This is a genomic window from Polynucleobacter sp. QLW-P1DATA-2, from assembly GCF_001870365.1.
In the GTDB taxonomy this organism is placed as follows: domain Bacteria; phylum Pseudomonadota; class Gammaproteobacteria; order Burkholderiales; family Burkholderiaceae; genus Polynucleobacter.
The window spans coordinates 400,848-416,803 of the sequence record NZ_LZMQ01000003.1; the positions used below are offsets into that span (position 1 = coordinate 400,848).

Annotated in this window: 17 protein-coding genes, 1 tRNA gene and 1 pseudogene; 12 read left to right on the top strand and 7 right to left on the bottom strand. The window is 45.1% G+C overall.

Annotation, left to right across the window (positions count from 1 at the left end):
- Window positions 1-6 precede the first annotated feature (6 nt).
- The 5 genes and pseudogenes from A9236_RS04585 to A9236_RS04605 all read left to right on the top strand — a co-directional run bounded on the left by A9236_RS04585 (window position 7) and on the right by A9236_RS04605 (window position 4,515).
- Window positions 7-979, top strand: a pseudogene (locus tag A9236_RS04585) (acetyl-CoA carboxylase carboxyltransferase subunit alpha).
- Window positions 945-2,240: a tRNA lysidine(34) synthetase TilS gene (tilS, locus tag A9236_RS04590; RefSeq protein ID WP_071465648.1), complete on the top strand. Its 1,296-nt coding sequence runs from the start codon at window positions 945-947 to the stop codon at window positions 2,238-2,240. The pseudogene A9236_RS04585 and the gene tilS overlap by 35 nt, the downstream one beginning before the upstream one ends.
- 81 nt (window positions 2,241-2,321) lie before the next feature.
- Window positions 2,322-3,572: an aspartate kinase gene (locus A9236_RS04595; RefSeq protein ID WP_071465649.1), complete on the top strand. Its 1,251-nt coding sequence runs from the start codon at window positions 2,322-2,324 to the stop codon at window positions 3,570-3,572.
- Window positions 3,573-3,658: 86 nt separating this feature from the next.
- Window positions 3,659-3,753 (top strand) — tRNA-Ser (locus tag A9236_RS04600).
- Window positions 3,754-3,942: 189 nt separating this feature from the next.
- Window positions 3,943-4,515 carry a phasin family protein gene (locus tag A9236_RS04605; protein WP_071465707.1) on the top strand — a complete coding sequence of 191 codons (573 nt, stop codon included), beginning with the start codon at window positions 3,943-3,945 and terminating at the stop codon, window positions 4,513-4,515.
- Window positions 4,516-4,612: 97 nt separating this feature from the next.
- Here A9236_RS04605 and A9236_RS04610 read toward each other — a convergent pair whose 3' ends face one another.
- A complete protein-coding gene (locus tag A9236_RS04610) occupies window positions 4,613-5,149 on the bottom strand; it encodes a hypothetical protein (RefSeq protein ID WP_071465708.1) in 537 nt (178 codons plus the stop codon).
- Between the two features lie 378 nt (window positions 5,150-5,527).
- Here A9236_RS04610 and A9236_RS04620 point away from each other — a divergent pair, with 378 nt between their 5' ends.
- Window positions 5,528-5,824: a hypothetical protein gene (locus tag A9236_RS04620; protein WP_071465710.1), complete on the top strand. Its 297-nt coding sequence runs from the start codon at window positions 5,528-5,530 to the stop codon at window positions 5,822-5,824.
- A 78-nt stretch (window positions 5,825-5,902) separates the two neighbouring features.
- Here A9236_RS04620 and A9236_RS04625 read toward each other — a convergent pair whose 3' ends face one another.
- The gene (locus tag A9236_RS04625; RefSeq protein ID WP_071465711.1) at window positions 5,903-6,997 is read right to left on the bottom strand and encodes an alpha/beta fold hydrolase; all 1,095 of its coding nucleotides are present in this window, start codon (window positions 6,995-6,997) and stop codon (window positions 5,903-5,905) included.
- A gap of 42 nt (window positions 6,998-7,039) precedes the next feature.
- On the opposite strand from A9236_RS04625, the gene A9236_RS04630 reads away from it, so the two are divergent.
- Genes A9236_RS04630 through A9236_RS04645 form a run of 4 tightly spaced genes read left to right on the top strand, consistent with a single transcriptional unit; the run spans window position 7,040 to window position 8,532 of the window.
- Entirely contained in the window at window positions 7,040-7,501 is a 462-nt protein-coding gene (locus tag A9236_RS04630; protein ID WP_071465712.1) for a Smr/MutS family protein, read from the top strand.
- Between the two features lie 26 nt (window positions 7,502-7,527).
- Window positions 7,528-7,869, top strand: a complete 342-nt coding sequence (locus A9236_RS04635; RefSeq protein ID WP_071465713.1) for a YqjD family protein — start codon at window positions 7,528-7,530, stop codon at window positions 7,867-7,869.
- 6 nt (window positions 7,870-7,875) lie between these two features.
- Window positions 7,876-8,244: a phage holin family protein gene (locus A9236_RS04640; protein WP_071465714.1), complete on the top strand. Its 369-nt coding sequence runs from the start codon at window positions 7,876-7,878 to the stop codon at window positions 8,242-8,244.
- A gap of 6 nt (window positions 8,245-8,250) precedes the next feature.
- On the top strand, window positions 8,251-8,532 hold the full coding sequence (locus A9236_RS04645) for a YqjK-like family protein (RefSeq protein ID WP_071465715.1): 282 nt from the start codon (window positions 8,251-8,253) through the stop codon (window positions 8,530-8,532).
- A gap of 5 nt (window positions 8,533-8,537) precedes the next feature.
- Here the strand turns inward: A9236_RS04645 and A9236_RS04650 are convergent, their stop codons facing one another.
- The gene (locus A9236_RS04650) at window positions 8,538-9,056 is read right to left on the bottom strand and encodes an adenine phosphoribosyltransferase (protein WP_071465716.1); all 519 of its coding nucleotides are present in this window, start codon (window positions 9,054-9,056) and stop codon (window positions 8,538-8,540) included.
- A gap of 2 nt (window positions 9,057-9,058) precedes the next feature.
- On the opposite strand from A9236_RS04650, the gene A9236_RS04655 reads away from it, so the two are divergent.
- Both A9236_RS04655 and A9236_RS04660 read left to right on the top strand, forming a co-directional pair.
- Window positions 9,059-9,625, top strand: coding sequence for a 5'-methylthioadenosine nucleosidase (locus A9236_RS04655; RefSeq protein WP_369821179.1), 567 nt, complete (start codon window positions 9,059-9,061; stop codon window positions 9,623-9,625).
- 17 nt (window positions 9,626-9,642) lie between these two features.
- Window positions 9,643-11,313, top strand: a complete 1,671-nt coding sequence (locus tag A9236_RS04660) for an AMP-binding protein (RefSeq protein ID WP_071465717.1) — start codon at window positions 9,643-9,645, stop codon at window positions 11,311-11,313.
- Window positions 11,314-11,321: 8 nt separating this feature from the next.
- Here A9236_RS04660 and A9236_RS04665 read toward each other — a convergent pair whose 3' ends face one another.
- Genes A9236_RS04665 through A9236_RS04680 form a run of 4 tightly spaced genes read right to left on the bottom strand, consistent with a single transcriptional unit; the run spans window position 11,322 to window position 15,928 of the window.
- The gene (locus A9236_RS04665; protein ID WP_071465718.1) at window positions 11,322-13,070 is read right to left on the bottom strand and encodes an IlvD/Edd family dehydratase; all 1,749 of its coding nucleotides are present in this window, start codon (window positions 13,068-13,070) and stop codon (window positions 11,322-11,324) included.
- A 57-nt stretch (window positions 13,071-13,127) separates the two neighbouring features.
- Window positions 13,128-14,033: a transporter gene (locus A9236_RS04670; RefSeq protein ID WP_071465719.1), complete on the bottom strand. Its 906-nt coding sequence runs from the start codon at window positions 14,031-14,033 to the stop codon at window positions 13,128-13,130.
- A 17-nt stretch (window positions 14,034-14,050) separates the two neighbouring features.
- Window positions 14,051-14,584 (bottom strand): hypothetical protein, encoded by a 534-nt coding sequence (locus A9236_RS04675; protein ID WP_083393502.1) that lies wholly within the window; start codon window positions 14,582-14,584, stop codon window positions 14,051-14,053.
- Window positions 14,585-14,608: 24 nt separating this feature from the next.
- A complete protein-coding gene (locus tag A9236_RS04680; protein WP_071465720.1) occupies window positions 14,609-15,928 on the bottom strand; it encodes a U32 family peptidase in 1,320 nt (439 codons plus the stop codon).
- Between the last annotated feature and the right edge of the window lie 28 nt (window positions 15,929-15,956).

Consider the following 15,956-nt stretch of genomic DNA (forward strand, 5'->3'; position numbering starts at 1 on the left):
CAGACTATGAAAACGACTTTCCTGGATTTTGAGCAGCAAATCGCCGAATTAGAGTCAAAGATTGAAGAGCTCCGTTTTGTTACAAGACGAGTCATCGGTAGATATTTCCGATGAGATCAAAACTCTCTCTGAAAAGAGCGTTCAGCTCACTAAAGATATCTACGCCAATCTCACACCATGGCAGGTGTCTCAAGTTGCGCGTCACCCACAGCGCCCTTACACATTAGATTATGTTGGCGCCTTATTTACCGATTTTCATGAGCTCCATGGCGATCGCACTTTTGCGGATGATCAATCCATCATCGGTGGCCTAGCCCGTTTTGATGATCAGCCCTGCATGGTGATTGGTCACCAAAAAGGTCGTGACACCAAAGAGCGCGCTCTTCGCAACTTTGGCATGAGTCGTCCAGAGGGTTATCGCAAAGCAATGCGCCTCATGCGCCTTGCCGAGAAATTTGGCATTCCAGTATTTACCTTTGTCGACACTCCGGGTGCATTTCCAGGGATTGATGCGGAAGAGCGTAACCAATCTGAAGCAATCGGCCGTAACCTGTATGTGCAAGCCGAGCTAGAAGTCCCGATCATTGCTACGATTATTGGCGAGGGTGGATCAGGTGGCGCCTTAGCGATTGCGATGGGAGATGTGGTGTTGATGTTGCAGAACTCGACCTATTCCGTGATCTCCCCAGAGGGTTGTGCTTCCATCTTATGGAAAACTGCGGATAAAGCCTCTGAAGCTGCTGAGCAATTGGGTCTAACAGCCCAGCGTATTAAGGCCCTAGGTTTGATCGACAAGATTGTGGCCGAACCTATTGGTGGTGCTCACCGCGATTACGATGTCATGATGAGTAACATGCGCAAAGCCCTTGCCGAGTCAATGAAAACTTTTGAGGGTATGAAGACTGATGCATTGCTTGAGCGTCGTCATGAGCGTCTAATGAGTTATGGCAAGTTCAAGGAAATCACAGTCAAGTCCTAAGTCTGCAAAACGAATTGCGGTTGCCTTAAGTGGCGGCCTCGATTCGGTTGTTTTGCTAGATACGATTTGCAAATCGCAAGCAGCAAATCAGAATAGAGAAATTTATGCCTTTCACATTCACCATGGTTTGCAAAAGCCAGCGGATGATTGGTTGATATTTTGTGAGAGGCTTGCTAAAAAATATAAGATCCACTTTGATTTTCGCTTGCTTCATCTGAATACCAAAGAGGGTAACGTTGAGGCGAGGGCAAGAGCAGCGCGCTATGAGGCCTTAGCGGATCTCTGCGAAGAATATGGCATTGAAGATCTACTATTAGCTCACCACCAGAACGATCAAGCGGAAACCGTATTGCTCCAGTTGCTCCGCGGGGCTGGTGTGGCAGGCTTATCAGGCATGTCTGTTCACAAACATATTCAGGCAGGCTCTAGCCCCTTAATCCTGAAGCGTCCATTGCTCGATCAAAGTAGGGCTGAGCTAGAGGCTTACGCCAAACAACATAAACTCAAGTGGATTGAAGACCCTAGCAACCAAGACCGCAAATATAGACGCAATGCAATTCGAAAAGATGTCATTCCAAAACTAGAAAAGATTCAGCCTGAAGCAGTTGCCAATTTAGCTCGCAGCGCATCCTTGCTAAGTGATGCACAGGCATTACTAGATCGTTTGGCATTACAAGATGGAAAAGGCATTTTGATAAAGGATTGTCTTCAGTTAATACCATTGCTAGGACTTTATAAGGCAGACTTGCCTGCGGCGAATAATGTTCTGCGCTATTGGCTCAAGATGAATGAACTCTCGATGCCATCGCAAGAGCGCCTCAACTCTTGGTGGCGCGATCTTCTTGCTGTAAAAGTGGATTCACAGCTAGAGTGGACTCATGATGGCAAGGCTATTCGGCTATGGCGCGATCAATTACAGCTCGCCCCACAGTCAGGCGGCCAGTGGATTTTCAGAACAATTTCCACTGGAAGTAAAAATGCAGGACTGCCAGCTGCTTGGGTAAAAAAGGCTCAGAAAGAAGGCCGCATTACAACTAAAGCAAGGTCGGGGTCTGAAAAACTCCAAATCAAACCAAATAGTCCACGTAAAACCCTCAAAAATCTCTTTCAGGAGGGTGATATTCCTCCGTGGCAGCGCAACGCCCCACTTTTATATATCGATCATGAGCTTATTGCAGTAGCGGGAGTAGGTGTCAGTTACCCACACCTCGTACTGACCGGATCTAGAGTGTGGCCCGAGTGGCAAGAGAAGGCTTTGTAGGTTTAAAACCCTGTAAAATAAGCCCTTTTTAGATCCTCGGGTAAGTATTTCCCGCTTATAGATAGTTAATAGACAGTTTTTATGGCTCTTATCGTTCATAAATATGGTGGCACCTCAATGGGCTCGGTTGAGCGCATTGCGAATGTCGCTAAACGCGTTGCCAAGTGGATGCGTGCCGGCCATCAAGTGGTGGTAGTTCCTTCCGCCATGTCAGGTGAAACCAACCGCTTGCTTGGCTTGGCAAAAGAAATCAACCCAGATGCAAGCCCGCGTGAGCTAGATCAAATTGCCTCTACTGGTGAGCAGGTCAGTTCTGGTTTGCTGGCCTTAGCATTGATGCGTGAAGGTATTGATGCTGTGAGTTACGCTGGTTGGCAGGTAACAGTACATACAGATTCAGCATTCACTAAAGCTCGTATTAAAAGTATTGAGAGCGATAAGATTCTCAAAGACTTGAACGCTGGTCGTGCCGTCGTGGTTACTGGTTTCCAAGGCGTAGATCCAGAAGGAAACATTACTACCTTAGGTCGTGGTGGCTCGGATACTTCTGCAGTTGCAATGGCCGCTGCCTTGAAGGCAGACGAGTGTTTGATCTATACCGATGTGGATGGTGTCTATACAACAGACCCACGCGTTTGTGAGGATGCACGTCGCTTAGACAAAATCACCTTTGAAGAAATGCTGGAAATGGCTAGCTTAGGTTCTAAGGTGTTACAAATTCGTTCTGTCGAGTTTGCAGGTAAGTACAAAGTTAAAACCCGCGTTCTGTCTTCGTTGACAGACCCATTGATGCCTTTAGACCAAGAGATGAAGTCGGGCACATTGATTACATTTGAAGAGGACAGCACTATGGAAGCCGCAGTTATTTCCGGCATCGCCTTTGCGCGTGATGAAGCGAAGATTACCGTTTTAGGAGTTCCTGATCGTCCAGGTATTGCCTATCAAATTCTTGGCCCAATTGCTGATGCCAATATTGATGTGGATATCATCATTCAAAACCAATCAGTAGAAGGCAAGACAGACTTCACCTTTACAGTTCCGCGCGGTGACTATCAAAAGGCTTTAGATATTTTGAAGAACACTGTGCAGGCGCACATTGAAGCAAAAGAAATCTCAGGGGATCCTAAGGTTTCTAAAGTTTCAGTAGTTGGCGTAGGTATGCGTTCACACGTTGGTATCGCCAGCAAAATGTTTCGTACATTGTCAGAAGAGGGCATTAACATCCTCATGATCTCTACTAGTGAAATTAAGATCTCTGTAGTGATCGACGAGAAATATATGGAATTGGCGGTTCGTGCTTTGCACAAGGCATTTGAGCTAGACCAGAAATAATTCTTCAAAAGGGCATTAAAACCCCTCAGGAACGGTTATCCGTTAAACTGTGGGGCGCATTAGCAGTAAGAAGGTAGTAAAAGTACGGAGACGTGGCCGAGCTGGTCGAAGGCACTCCCCTGCTAAGGGAGCATCGGGGCTAAAACTCTGATCGGAGGTTCGAATCCTCTCGTCTCCGCCAGTACTTTCATTAAACCCAGTAAATTCAATGAGTTACTGGGTTTTTTGTTGCCTATTTTATATAAAAACCACAACAGTTTTAGGGTTTATGTTGCATTGCCGCAAATAAATGTTGCAACACAACAAATTCTTTATTAGAATGGTGCATCGCAACAAAATATGTAACCAACTACTAAATAAAGGATTAACCATGTTCCAGAATCAATTAAACGATCAAATCGCTCAAGCTCAAGCTAAAGCTGTTGAAAACGCTAAACATTTGGCACAAGTTGCAGTTGAAAGTGCTCAAGAATTGGCAGAAATCAACCAAGCTGCTGCTAAAGATGCATTGGCTGCTGCACAAGATGCAAGCTCACAATTGTTGACAATTAAAGATCCACAACAGTTGGCTAAATTGGCTCAACCTGAAACTGCTCAAGAAGCTGCTAAGTACGCTGCTGCTTATCAAGCTAAAGTAAGCAAAGTTGTTCGTAACGGTAACAAAGAAGTTGCTCAAGTTGTTGACGCTTCTATTGATGACGCACGTGATGACTTGGTTAAGTTTGTTAAAGAAGCTACTAAAACTGCTCCTGCAGGTTCTGAGGTATTTGTATCTGCATTCAAAACTGCATTTGACGCTTCACTCCAACAGTTTGACCAAGTTCGCGCAACTGCAACTGATGCATTCGCAAACTTTGAGAAGAGTGTTGACGCTGCATTGGCTAACATTCAAGGCCAATACGCTGTAGCTAAGCCAGCTGCTAAAACACGTAAAGCTGCTTAATCAGTCTTACTTGTTTCATTAAAAAAACCGCCCTCGGGCGGTTTTTTGTTGTCTATTACTTTAGGCCTCAGGCCTATAGAACAAGACCCACAGGGCTTTAGTAAGCAGTACCGTCAACAGCCTTCAGGTAGCCTTTAATGTACTGGGGAGGAACAAACAGTACGGTACTGATTCCGGACTTGGATGAAATATCTAGCTGGAAACCATTCTTCATGTGATCTTTCAAAAAGGCATCTGTCAATTTGATAGATAGCAACTCTTTGAACATGCAGCCTCTGGCTTCACATAAACCAGCCTCACGAGAGATCACCTTAAATGTACTCGCAGGCACATTTTCTAGATTAGCTGCATCGTAGTTACGCATTTGTGAGAAATAAGTCAGATGAACCTGGAGTTCATAAGTCTTGATGCCTTGCGACACTTGCTCACTACGAAGATTAAACATCTCATAGGTTTTGGATTGATCCATCGTATTGATCGATGGGCCAAGATAGGTTTTCCCACCAGAACTATTAGGGGTGGCGATCGTAGATTGATAAACATCGTTTACTTCCCACGAACTGATTTTTTTATCGTTGTTGGCACAGGCGACAAGTCCGAGACTAACAACTAGTAATAACGCAAAACGGTACATATTGGGCTCCTAAGATCACCAAATCATACTATCGTCCGCCCAAATCTAGGCTTTATTTGCAAACGGGGTATTTCTTTCCTTAATTACTAAGCCCGGGATCCCCATTTTTTACCTAGGGTTTGTCATTACTAAATTACTACACTTCACAACTTCACAAGTTATGAAGTTGTGATATAGTGTAAAGACTGGGAGAAGAAATGAAGAGACAAATACCGAAAACACATCAAGCCTTGGAGTGGATAGGGAAGGGCATGAGCGCAGCTCAGGCCGCTCGAAAGATGGAAATTTCAGAATCCAGTGTGTATGCCGCCCTCAGAAAAACGAAGGCAAAAGATATGGGTTGTTGTCCTACGTGTGGTCACAAAATAAGGAACTAAGATGAAAAAGACTCTATTAGCTGCTGTAACGATTTCTGTTGCTGCATTTGCATATGCGAACACCTCATCGGATTCATCGGCATTGGTAACTCAGCAGTGCAAGATTTCTGCTGAAGCTGTATCTACCTTGAAGGGCTTGCAATATGGCAATACTTCAATTCGTAAGGACGTAGCTAATTTAATTGACCGGCATCTCAAGACTCAAGAGAACAGAGATGATGCACATAAGAAATTGAACTTAATGGTAGACGATAAGTCTGCTGATGCTGGAGCTCTAGAGCTTAAGTACTGCTCCTAAGTATTTCTTAGGGTAGTAAAGAAAAAACCCCGCTCAGAGCGGGGCATGAATACTTGACTCTAAAATTGTCAGTAGCAATCAATTCTTTAGTGTTAAGAGAAACGCCTTAATCACCTTATTTTGTAATTCATTCTCCTCTTGGGTGGCGCCTGCTCCAGAGAGGTGGCCCATCGGTAGTCGCTCATTGATGGCAATGTACTTTGCCCCTGGTATTAATTTAGCGGAAGACTTGGCATCTGATTCAGGATTTAATAGGTCGCCCGTACCTGCCAGTATTAAAGTCTTCGCCTTGATGGATTTGAGGGCGGCAGATGTGTTGTTATCAAAACCCTTTGTTTGACCAACATCGTGACGATCATATGCGCGGGATTGCCAGATCCAGTCATTGGCATCCATTCTCTTCCAGCCGCTATCTTGAACTTTCTTGAGGTATTCAATTTCAGCTGTAGGGGTTGGATTTAACTGCTCTTGATATGCTGGAGTTCGAACAATAACGCCGCTTAACCAACCAGCCCATAGGCGCATGCCTTGTTCCACAGGTTTGTCGTATTTGCCCCCCTGATAGCCTGGATCGGTCATGATGCTTTGGCGCAGCATTTCTAAGACACCCGTGGTCCACGCAGGCGTCTTTGCTAAAGGAATGATGGGGATGATGGCTTGCATCGCGTTCGGGTACGAGACGCCCCATTGAAGGGCTTGCATACCGCCCATAGAAGCGCCAATCACTGCAACTAATTTCTTGATGCCAAAGTGATCAACAACAAGTTGATGTTGGGTGTTCACCATATCTCGAATATTGAACTCGGGAAAGCTAATATTCGGCTGGGTTTTGCTATTAGATGGTGACGTACTTAGACCATTACCAATCGCATCGGTACAGATTACAAAATACTTATCAGTATCTAAAGCCTTGCCAGGACCAATTAGATAATCAATGCGATGGTGATTGCCGCCAATGGCCGTAACCATCAAGATGGCATTGCTCTTATCGGCATTCAGAGTGCCTTGAGTTGTATAAGATAGATTAAAGTCCTCTATAACGGAGCCATTTTCAAGCTGAAAGTTCCCTTCAGAATAGGTCTGGTGTGCTGGCTCAGTGGGTTTGTGTGCCAGAGCATTGAATGTGGTCAGCGCAAGTCCAAGCGCTATAACCCTGATAATGGATAAATACATGCTGTCTCCTTTTATTATTCTTTATTTATAGCAGGAAATTTGATGACCCAGGCTTTTGACTGTGCGGAATGTGGCAACCCAAGAGTCTTAATGGGGGGATGCCAATATTGCGGAAGTATTGAGTTGCCTAATGTATTTGTGGACACGATTGAGCTCAATATTAAGCAGGGCTTTCCCACCGTTGAGGAGGCGCTAGATCATTTGACCGAGTACCTCAGAATGGCTTGCCAGCTTGGTCTAAAGGCGATCGTTTTAATTCATGGATATGGGTCGTCCGGCGAGGGTGGTCGTATTAAATGGGCTATTCATGACGCCCTAGAAAATAACCGCTATGCCGATCGGGTAGAGGAGTACTTCTTTGGTGAAGATGTCCCATTTGCCAGCGCAACTTACTATGATTTATTAAGGCAACGCCCAGGTCTAAAGGACTATTTGAAGCACTTTAAGGCTGGTAATGCGGGAATGACTGTTTTATTGCTGGGCTCAGGTCGGAGAAGTGCTTAGAATAGACGGGTACACAAGGGGCTTTCATGACAACTAAGAAATCAGATCACGCAGTGACACAAGAGGCAGCCGCTTCCAGTGCTGATCAGTTGATTGGTGAGTTCAAATCTCTGATGGCAGATGCGGAGGCATTGATCAAAGCAACAGAAGATCATCCTGGCGATGTGGTTCACTCCATTCGTAATAAAGCCCTGGAAACTATTTCTGGTGCTAAAGAAAGTCTTTCTAACCTTGAGGGCACCTTGACGGAAAAGGCAAAAGTGCTTGCTGAGGGTGCTGATGATTTTGTGCATCGCAATCCTTGGGAAGCAGTTGGTGTTGCCGCAGGCTTAGGTCTATTAATTGGCCTTTTTATTCGTCGTCGTTAAGAATATATGTCTCAAGAAAATTTACTTTCCTCAATTAAACATTTAGCCGCTACTAGTGCCTCTATTGCCCAAACGCGCTTAGAGCTTTTATCAGTTGACGTCCAAATTGCGCGCAGCAAATTAATCCATCTCATAGTGATGATTGTTAGTGCTCTGTTCTTTTTATTCTTTGGCTTGGTAATGCTTGCTTTACTTATTGTGATCTACAGCTGGGAATCAGATCGCATGCTCGCATTAAGTCTACTAACAGGCACATTTCTTTCGGTTGGTTTGATACTGGCCTTATTGATTACCCAATCCTTGCGTAAGATGCCTCAGTTATTTGAGGCATCTATAGCGGAATTGGCGAAGGATAAAGAAGCGCTCTCACGCTAGATTTTTATGAATGAGAAATTAAAGTCTTTAGAGCTTCGTCGTCTCGAGCTTCAAGAAAAGGCAAAACAAGAGCGCAATGATTTTGCTGCCAACTTTGAGCCCTGGGAGAAGCCCCTATCATGGGCTGATAAAGGAATTGATACTTTTCATTTTCTAAAAAATAATCCCCTGTTATGGACGAGCGCCTTTGCAGCGCTGGCACATTACAAGCCAAAATTAGCCAGCAAGGTCCTAGCGGTAGGTTGGGGTGCTATGAAGTTACTGAAGAGCGCCAAGAAGCTCGTTTAAAGAATTTAGCTAACTAAAACTGATTTATTGGGGATGCCGTTTTGATTCAGAATAGTGCTGCCATTAAGTGCGCCTATTTCCAGCAATGTAATTGCACCGCAAACTGCAAATCCCGCATTACGCAGTAATTTATCGGCCGCAATTAGAGTTCCCCCAGTTGCTAGAACATCATCTATTAGCAGCACCCTGGCGTCTTTTGGGAGCGTCGATTGCTGAATTTCCAGTGAATCCGAGCCGTATTCCAGTCCATAGAACTCACGATGGGTGGCCAGAGGCAGCTTATTTGGCTTTCTGGCGAGGGCTAGGCCTTTGTGGGCATGGTAAGCAAGTGCAGAGCCAAAGATAAATCCTCGGGATTCAATGCCTAAAATATGGGTGTAATCAAAAGATCGAGCCAATTCTTCTAGTAAGACAATCGCCTCTTTGAAGGCCGCTGGATTAGCTAGGAGGGGGGAGATATCTCTGAATAAGATTCCAGGCTTGGGAAAATCAGGAACACCGGGTAGATAATCTAATAAATTCATTTATGGCAGGCATGAAAACTAATTACCTCATTATCACCGCATTGGAAAGTGAGCTCAAGCGAGCTGTGCTGCCAGCTGGCGTGGAGATTGTTTATTCGGGCATTGGTAAGATCAATGCACTCAGTGCTAGCCTTAAGGCAATACATCAATATGCACCGCAAATGATGATTAACTTTGGTACTGCTGGCAAAGTCAATCCACAGCTAAATGGTTTATTGAAAATAGGCAAAGTGATTCAGCGCGATATGTCTACAGAGCCTCTTGCCCCACGTGGTAAAACTCCCTTTTGCAATAAACCGTTTGAATACCTATCATCAGGAGAATTTACCTGCGGGACTGGCGACAGCTTTGTCACTGCCCATGACCCCTGGTTGGACGCTCAAAGTGTGGATGTAGTAGATATGGAGTTATTTGCAATCGCTGCTGCTGCTTATGAACATCAGATTTCTTGGCAATCCTATAAATACATCACGGATGACGCTAATGAACACTCTGCTAGTGATTGGCAAGCAAAAGTACATCATGGCCAAGATCTATTTTTAGATCAACTCAAGCAGTTGCTCAGTTAGTTGATAAGCCTTTAAGCATGACTCTCTCCAAGCCTTGGCTAAAAAACTATCCTGCGGGCGTTCCGCATGATATTGAAGAGCCCGCATATTCCTCGCTCACGGAATTTTTAGAGGAGTGCTTTTCCCTATTTGCAAGTCGTAAGGCAGTAGAGTCCATGGGTAAGTTTTTTACCTATCGTGAAATTGATCGCCTATCTTTAAACTTTGCATCCTATCTTCAAACCTTGCATTTAGAGCCGGGTGCGCGCATTGCATTAATGTACCCAAATGTTATTGAATATGTAATTGCGATGTTGGGAACATTAAGAGCGGGGTATGTAGTCGTTAATATCAACCCGCTCTATACCTCGCGTGAGCTTGAGGCACAGTTAAAAGATAGCGGCGCTAGTGTATTAGTGATGATGGAAAATTTTGCCAGCACCTATCAACAGATCGTTGCCGAAGTCCCGGTCCAAAAGGTAATTGTGAGTAGCCCTGGTGAGTTGTTGGGTCTGAAGGGACATCTCGTAAACTGGGTGGCACGCAATATCAAAAAGCTCATACCTGCTTGGGATGTAAAGCATATTGCATTTAAACAGGCCTTAGCAATTGGCGGCAATCATCATTTTCATAAGCCAATCATCAGCCTTGATGACATTGCTTTTCTGCAATACACGGGCGGCACCACAGGTATCTCTAAAGGTGCTGTATTGCTTCATCGGAATATCCTTGCTAATGTGATGCAAATTGAGGCATGGCTAAGCCCGGGCATAAAACACAAATCTGATCAACAACTTCAATTCTTGTGCGCCTTGCCCATGACGCATATATTTGCTCTAACGGCTTGCGCTCTTTTGGGTATTGCTAAAGGAGGGCTATTAATTTTGGTAGCCAACCCACGAGATATCGATGGCTTGATTAAATTATTAAAGAAGCATTCTCAGATCAATATCTTTCCGGGCGTGAATACTCTGTTTCATGCGCTCATCCATCGTCCTGAATTCAAAGCTGTAAAACTTCCTAATCTATTGGTAACGATTGGTGGCGGAATGGCAGTCCATAAGAAAACCGCTGATCATTGGCAGGCACTCACAGCTTGTCCTATTGCCCAAGGATATGGCTTATCAGAAACCTCACCCGTTGTTTGCGTTAATAGCCCACTAGAGAAGCATTTCACAGGCCATATTGGCATGCCAATGCCAAGTACTGACGTGGTGATTCTGGATGATGATGAAGTTCAATTGCCTCAAGGCATACCTGGAGAAATATGCATTAAAGGCCCCCAGGTCATGCCGGGATATTGGAATAAGCCAGAAGAAACCGCTCATTGCATGACGGCCGATGGCTACTTTAAATCAGGTGACATCGGCTTTATTACTGAAGATGGCAATATTCATATCGTAGATCGTAAAAAAGACATGATTGTGGTTGCCGGTTTTAAGGTTTTTCCAAATGACGTTGAAGACGTTTTATCCCAAATGCCAGGCGTCAAGGAGTGCGCAGTAATAGGGGTTCCGCATCGCAAGCTAGGCGAGATCGTGAAGGCTTATATTGTTAAGTCTAACCACCATACATCCGAAGCAGATGTCCTTCAGTATTGCAAAGAACATCTGACTAGCTATAAGCGTCCACGTAAGGTGGTTTTTATTCACGAGCTTCCTAAATCTAACGTTGGGAAGATATTGCGTCGTGAACTCAGAAACAACTAAGTAGTATTTTATTTGCTAGGCGTCTTACCTACCATCTTGGCTGCTCGCAAGAAATCAAAGTCAACACCCTTATCTGCCTGAGTAACCGTATCTAGGAACAACTTCTTATAGCCACGCTCAGCTGTCGGGGGAGTGATAGGATTATCTTTTGCTCTTTTTGCCAACTCTTCATCAGAAATAAGTAAGCTGATTTCACGATTCTTTACACTCAAGCGAATGCGATCACCATTGCGTACATGAGCTAAGGGGCCGCCGATAGCGGATTCAGGGGTCACGTGCAACACAATTGTGCCAAAAGCAGTGCCACTCATACGGCCATCGGAGATGCGGACGATATCCTTAACACCAGCACGAGCTAGCTTCATAGGAATGGGGATATAGCCTGCCTCTGGCATACCTGGCGCACCCTTAGGACCAATATTTTTAAGCACAATGATGTCCTGGGCCGTGACATCTAAGTCGGGACTATCAATTCTGTTGGCTAAGTCTTCGGAGTTTTCAAATACAACGGCACGGCCTTCATGTTCCATGAGTTTTTCATCGGCAGCAGACTGCTTGATGATGGCTCCACCAGGGGCAAGATTACCGTGGAGAACGGCAATGCTGCCACGTGGATAAATAGGATTATCGATCTTACGCACTACATCTTGTTTAAAGCTTGGTGGACCCGCATCAATTTCTTCACCAAGTGTTCTACCGGAGACAGTCATTGTGTTGAGTTTGAGGAGTGGTTTAAGCTCTCTCAAAAGCGTGGTCATGCCACCAGCATCATGAAAATTTTCCATGTAATGATCGCCTGATGGCTTTAGGTCAACTAATACAGGTGTTTCATTTCCCATTTTGTCTAAGGCATCTAAATCAATCTCTAGACCCATTCGTCCAGCAATAGCAGCTAGGTGAACAATGCCATTAGTTGAGCCGCCAATCGCAAGCAATACCCGCATTGCATTCTCAAATGCATCAGCAGTCAGAATCTTGTCTATGGTTAAGCCATCTTTGGCCATTTGTACTGCACATGCCCCAGTTTCTTCGGCTACGCGAATGCGATCTGCTGTAACGGCGGGCGGAGTTGCGCCACCTGGCACTGTCATGCCCAATGCTTCAGAGATACACGCCATGGTGCTGGCGGTACCCATTACAGAGCAGGTACCTACGCTAGCAACGAGTTGATCATTAACCTCATCCTTTTCAACTTCATCAATTTCTCCGGCGCGAAATTTACCCCAGTAACGACGACAGTCAGTGCAGGCCCCAACACGTTCACTGCGATGTGATCCAGTAAGCATAGAGCCCGTAATCAGTTGAATAGCAGGTAAACCAGCAGAAGCGGCGCCCATCATTTGGGCGGGAACTGTTTTATCGCAACCCCCGATCATCACTACTGCATCCATAGGCTGAGCGCGCAGCATCTCTTCGGTATCCATCGACATGAGGTTACGTAGATACATGCTGGTAGGGGCAGCGAAGCTTTCATGAATTGAGATTGTCGGAAATTCCATAGGTAGGCCGCCAGCCAACATCACACCTCGTTTAACCGCCTCTAGCAGTTGTGGCATATTGCCGTGGCAGGGGTTGTATGCACTTCCAGTATTGATGATGCCAATCACTGGGCGATCTAATGCGCTGTTGGTATAGCCAGCGCCTTTAATAAAAGCTTTACGCAAAAATAAAGAAAAACCTTTGTCACCATAACTCGTTAAACCTTTGCGAAGGCCGGTCTCGGGCGGAGTATTCGTATCTTTTGGCTTTGTACTCATGTTTGTCTCTACGTTATGTTTATGAATAGGCTGTTGCAATCATTGTAGCTATATGACTTAGGGGTTGCCGCCCCAACGGTATTGCCAGGAGATTCCAACGGCGTTATAGCTTGTATCTGTTCTGGAATAAACCCCCTTGCTTCCCGAGAGGCGAATTGAGTTTTGTTTGTCTATGGGATATGAAAGGGTTGTTCCAAAGCGCCAATTTTCTTGAGTACCACTGGCCGGTATGCCATTCACATAGGTTTGTCCTCCAGTGAAATAAGTGGCATCGGCTGATATCCAGGCGGTACTAGGGAAGTAATAAATGACGTGGGTTTCACCAGAATAGACTGGGTTTTGAGAAAGAGTATTGCTACCCATGTAGCTTGTATTGCTGGTATAAATCGTAGCCATACCAGCAAGCTCTAATCTCCAGGGGCCTAACGCTTGAGACAAGCCCATGGCTGGCTGAATTAGAGAGCGATTTCCGCCGACATTCACGATTTGATTGCTGTTGTACTCACCCCAGGGAATGGTGGCGGCAATACTCGCACCAATAATAAGATCCTGTTGATAGCTTTTGAATTCGCTATTCGATAGGGCTGGTGCCCCATATAAATTAAAGGAAGCTTTAATCATGGGATCGGAGAGACCTTCGGCGGATGCATTAATTGTTTGACCACCAACATGACCTGTACCAGAGAGTTCTGAATAGGGCATTGTTAAAGTCAGGCGCCCAGATTGACCGGCGACATCAATAACATGAGTAAGGCTCACTGCTTGGGTATTGAGGGTGTAAGAGCCGCTTTTAGCTTGAGCAATTCCACCGGTGACAAAGCTCATTCCAATGGGCGCATTCGAGTACGCACGCGCCTCAATCTCTTGGGCGTGGAGTGAGCCAGAAAAAATAGAAATGAGGCCTATAAACCCATATAGCCAAATTGGTTTAGACGCAAACAGTCTAGGAATCCTAGCTGTCATGACATTTGCTGTCACTCTTATTTTTTTGTGCCAAATAAAATGACTGCAGTCGTTGGTGCACCAAGAGTCATTCGCATTCCTTTAATCACTAAGTAAGGCCAAACAATGAGCCAGTAAACCATCGACATGGCGATGACATGGATGGGGTTACGTTGCCCAAAACTGGTCATGGAGATAAAGAATTCTTTTCCATGTATTAAGCCATCGACTCCAGCTTCAAGATAATTTAAAGCAATCACAATTGCGAGGTATAGAAGCGATTCAACAAACACGGATTTAATAATTCCATGATTTTTATCCAGCTTAATGGGGAAAATAGCCTCGGCAATCAGCATGAATTTCGCGCATAGTGCTGCTTTAATCAAAGCCATTCCAAATGGCGTCAAAGGAATGGGGCGCTCATCGAGTATTGCCATAGCCAGAAAAGTCAGGGAGCAGAACCAAAGTCCAAAGTAAATTGTTAGCACTAGGGCCGCCTTAGCCTCTTCAATTACCTTTGCCTCAAAGTTCTTCGGTCCGTGATTTGAGGTTGAGCCGCTATTAATGGACATAGTTTAGTTTCTGTATGAAGCTGTTTAGGCGTTGCAACAAGATTCGCCACTAGAGCATGAAGAGCTTACCTCTACCGGCGCAGGCTCCTTGGTATAGCGGGCTATATAGGCTTTCTTGCTCTTCAAGGCTAGCTTGATCCAGACAAAATGTCCGGAGCCTGGTGCAACCGTTATAGGTTCGCCACTCATATTCCACATCGCATCTAAAACAATATCTTGATTACCCTGCGGTTCGATGATCTCAAGTTTGTCGCCCACTGAAAAACGGTTTTTGACATCTACTTTGATGCGCCCATTGACTTGATCTACATCTAAAGTTTCGCCAACATAAAGACTTCTGCCAGAGAGTGAATGACCTCTCATATAGAGTTGATATTCTTTGTCGTGATGACGTTCATAAAAGCCATCGGTATAACCACGATTGGCTAGGCCCTCAAGATTACCAAGCAGCTTGGTATCAAATGGATTACCAGCCACCGCATCATTAATTGCAGTGCGATAGGATTGAACAGTACGAGAAACGTAGTAGGGTGACTTAGTGCGACCCTCAATTTTGAAAGAGTCAACGCCCATTTTGGTCAGTCTTTCAATATGCTCTACAGCACGCAAGTCTTTAGAGTTCATGATGTATGTGCCGTGTTCATCTTCTTCCATCGGCATTAGTTCATCAGGCCTTCTAGCCTCCTGAAGCAATACAACATCACCACTTTGGTTCTGCTGCCCAGGCTTCACCTTGTAATCCCAGCGACAGGCATTGGTACAGGCGCCTTGGTTTGAGTCCCGGTGAGACATGTACCCTGAAAGCAGGCAACGGCCAGAGTAGGCGATACATAAAGCACCATGAACAAACACCTCAAGCTCCATCTCCGGACAGTCTTGACGTACTTCTTCGATTTCATCAAAAGAAAGTTCGCGCGAGAGAATAACGCGACTAATACCTACCGAGCGCCAAAATTTGGCTGAAGCGCCATTTACCGTATTGGCTTGTACTGACAAATGAATAGGCATATCAGGCCAAGCTTCTCTAGCCATCATGATCAAACCAGGATCGGACATGATTAAAGCATCAGGCTTTAATGCAATTACAGGGTCCATATCTTTGATATAGGTTCGTGTCTTACCGCCATGAGGCAGCAAGTTCGAAACCAAATAAAACTTCTTGCCTAAATCGTGCGCAGTATCGATTCCTTGTTTAAGAACTTCGATCTTGCCAAAGTCATTGTTACGAACGCGTAGGGAATAGCGCGGTTGACCTGCATAGATGGCATCCGCTCCAAAATCAAAAGCGGTCTCAAGCATTTGGAGGCTGCCCGCAGGGGCTAGGAGTTCAGGAGTTTTATTCATAGGGCTATTTTAGTGTGGCAAGGCATAT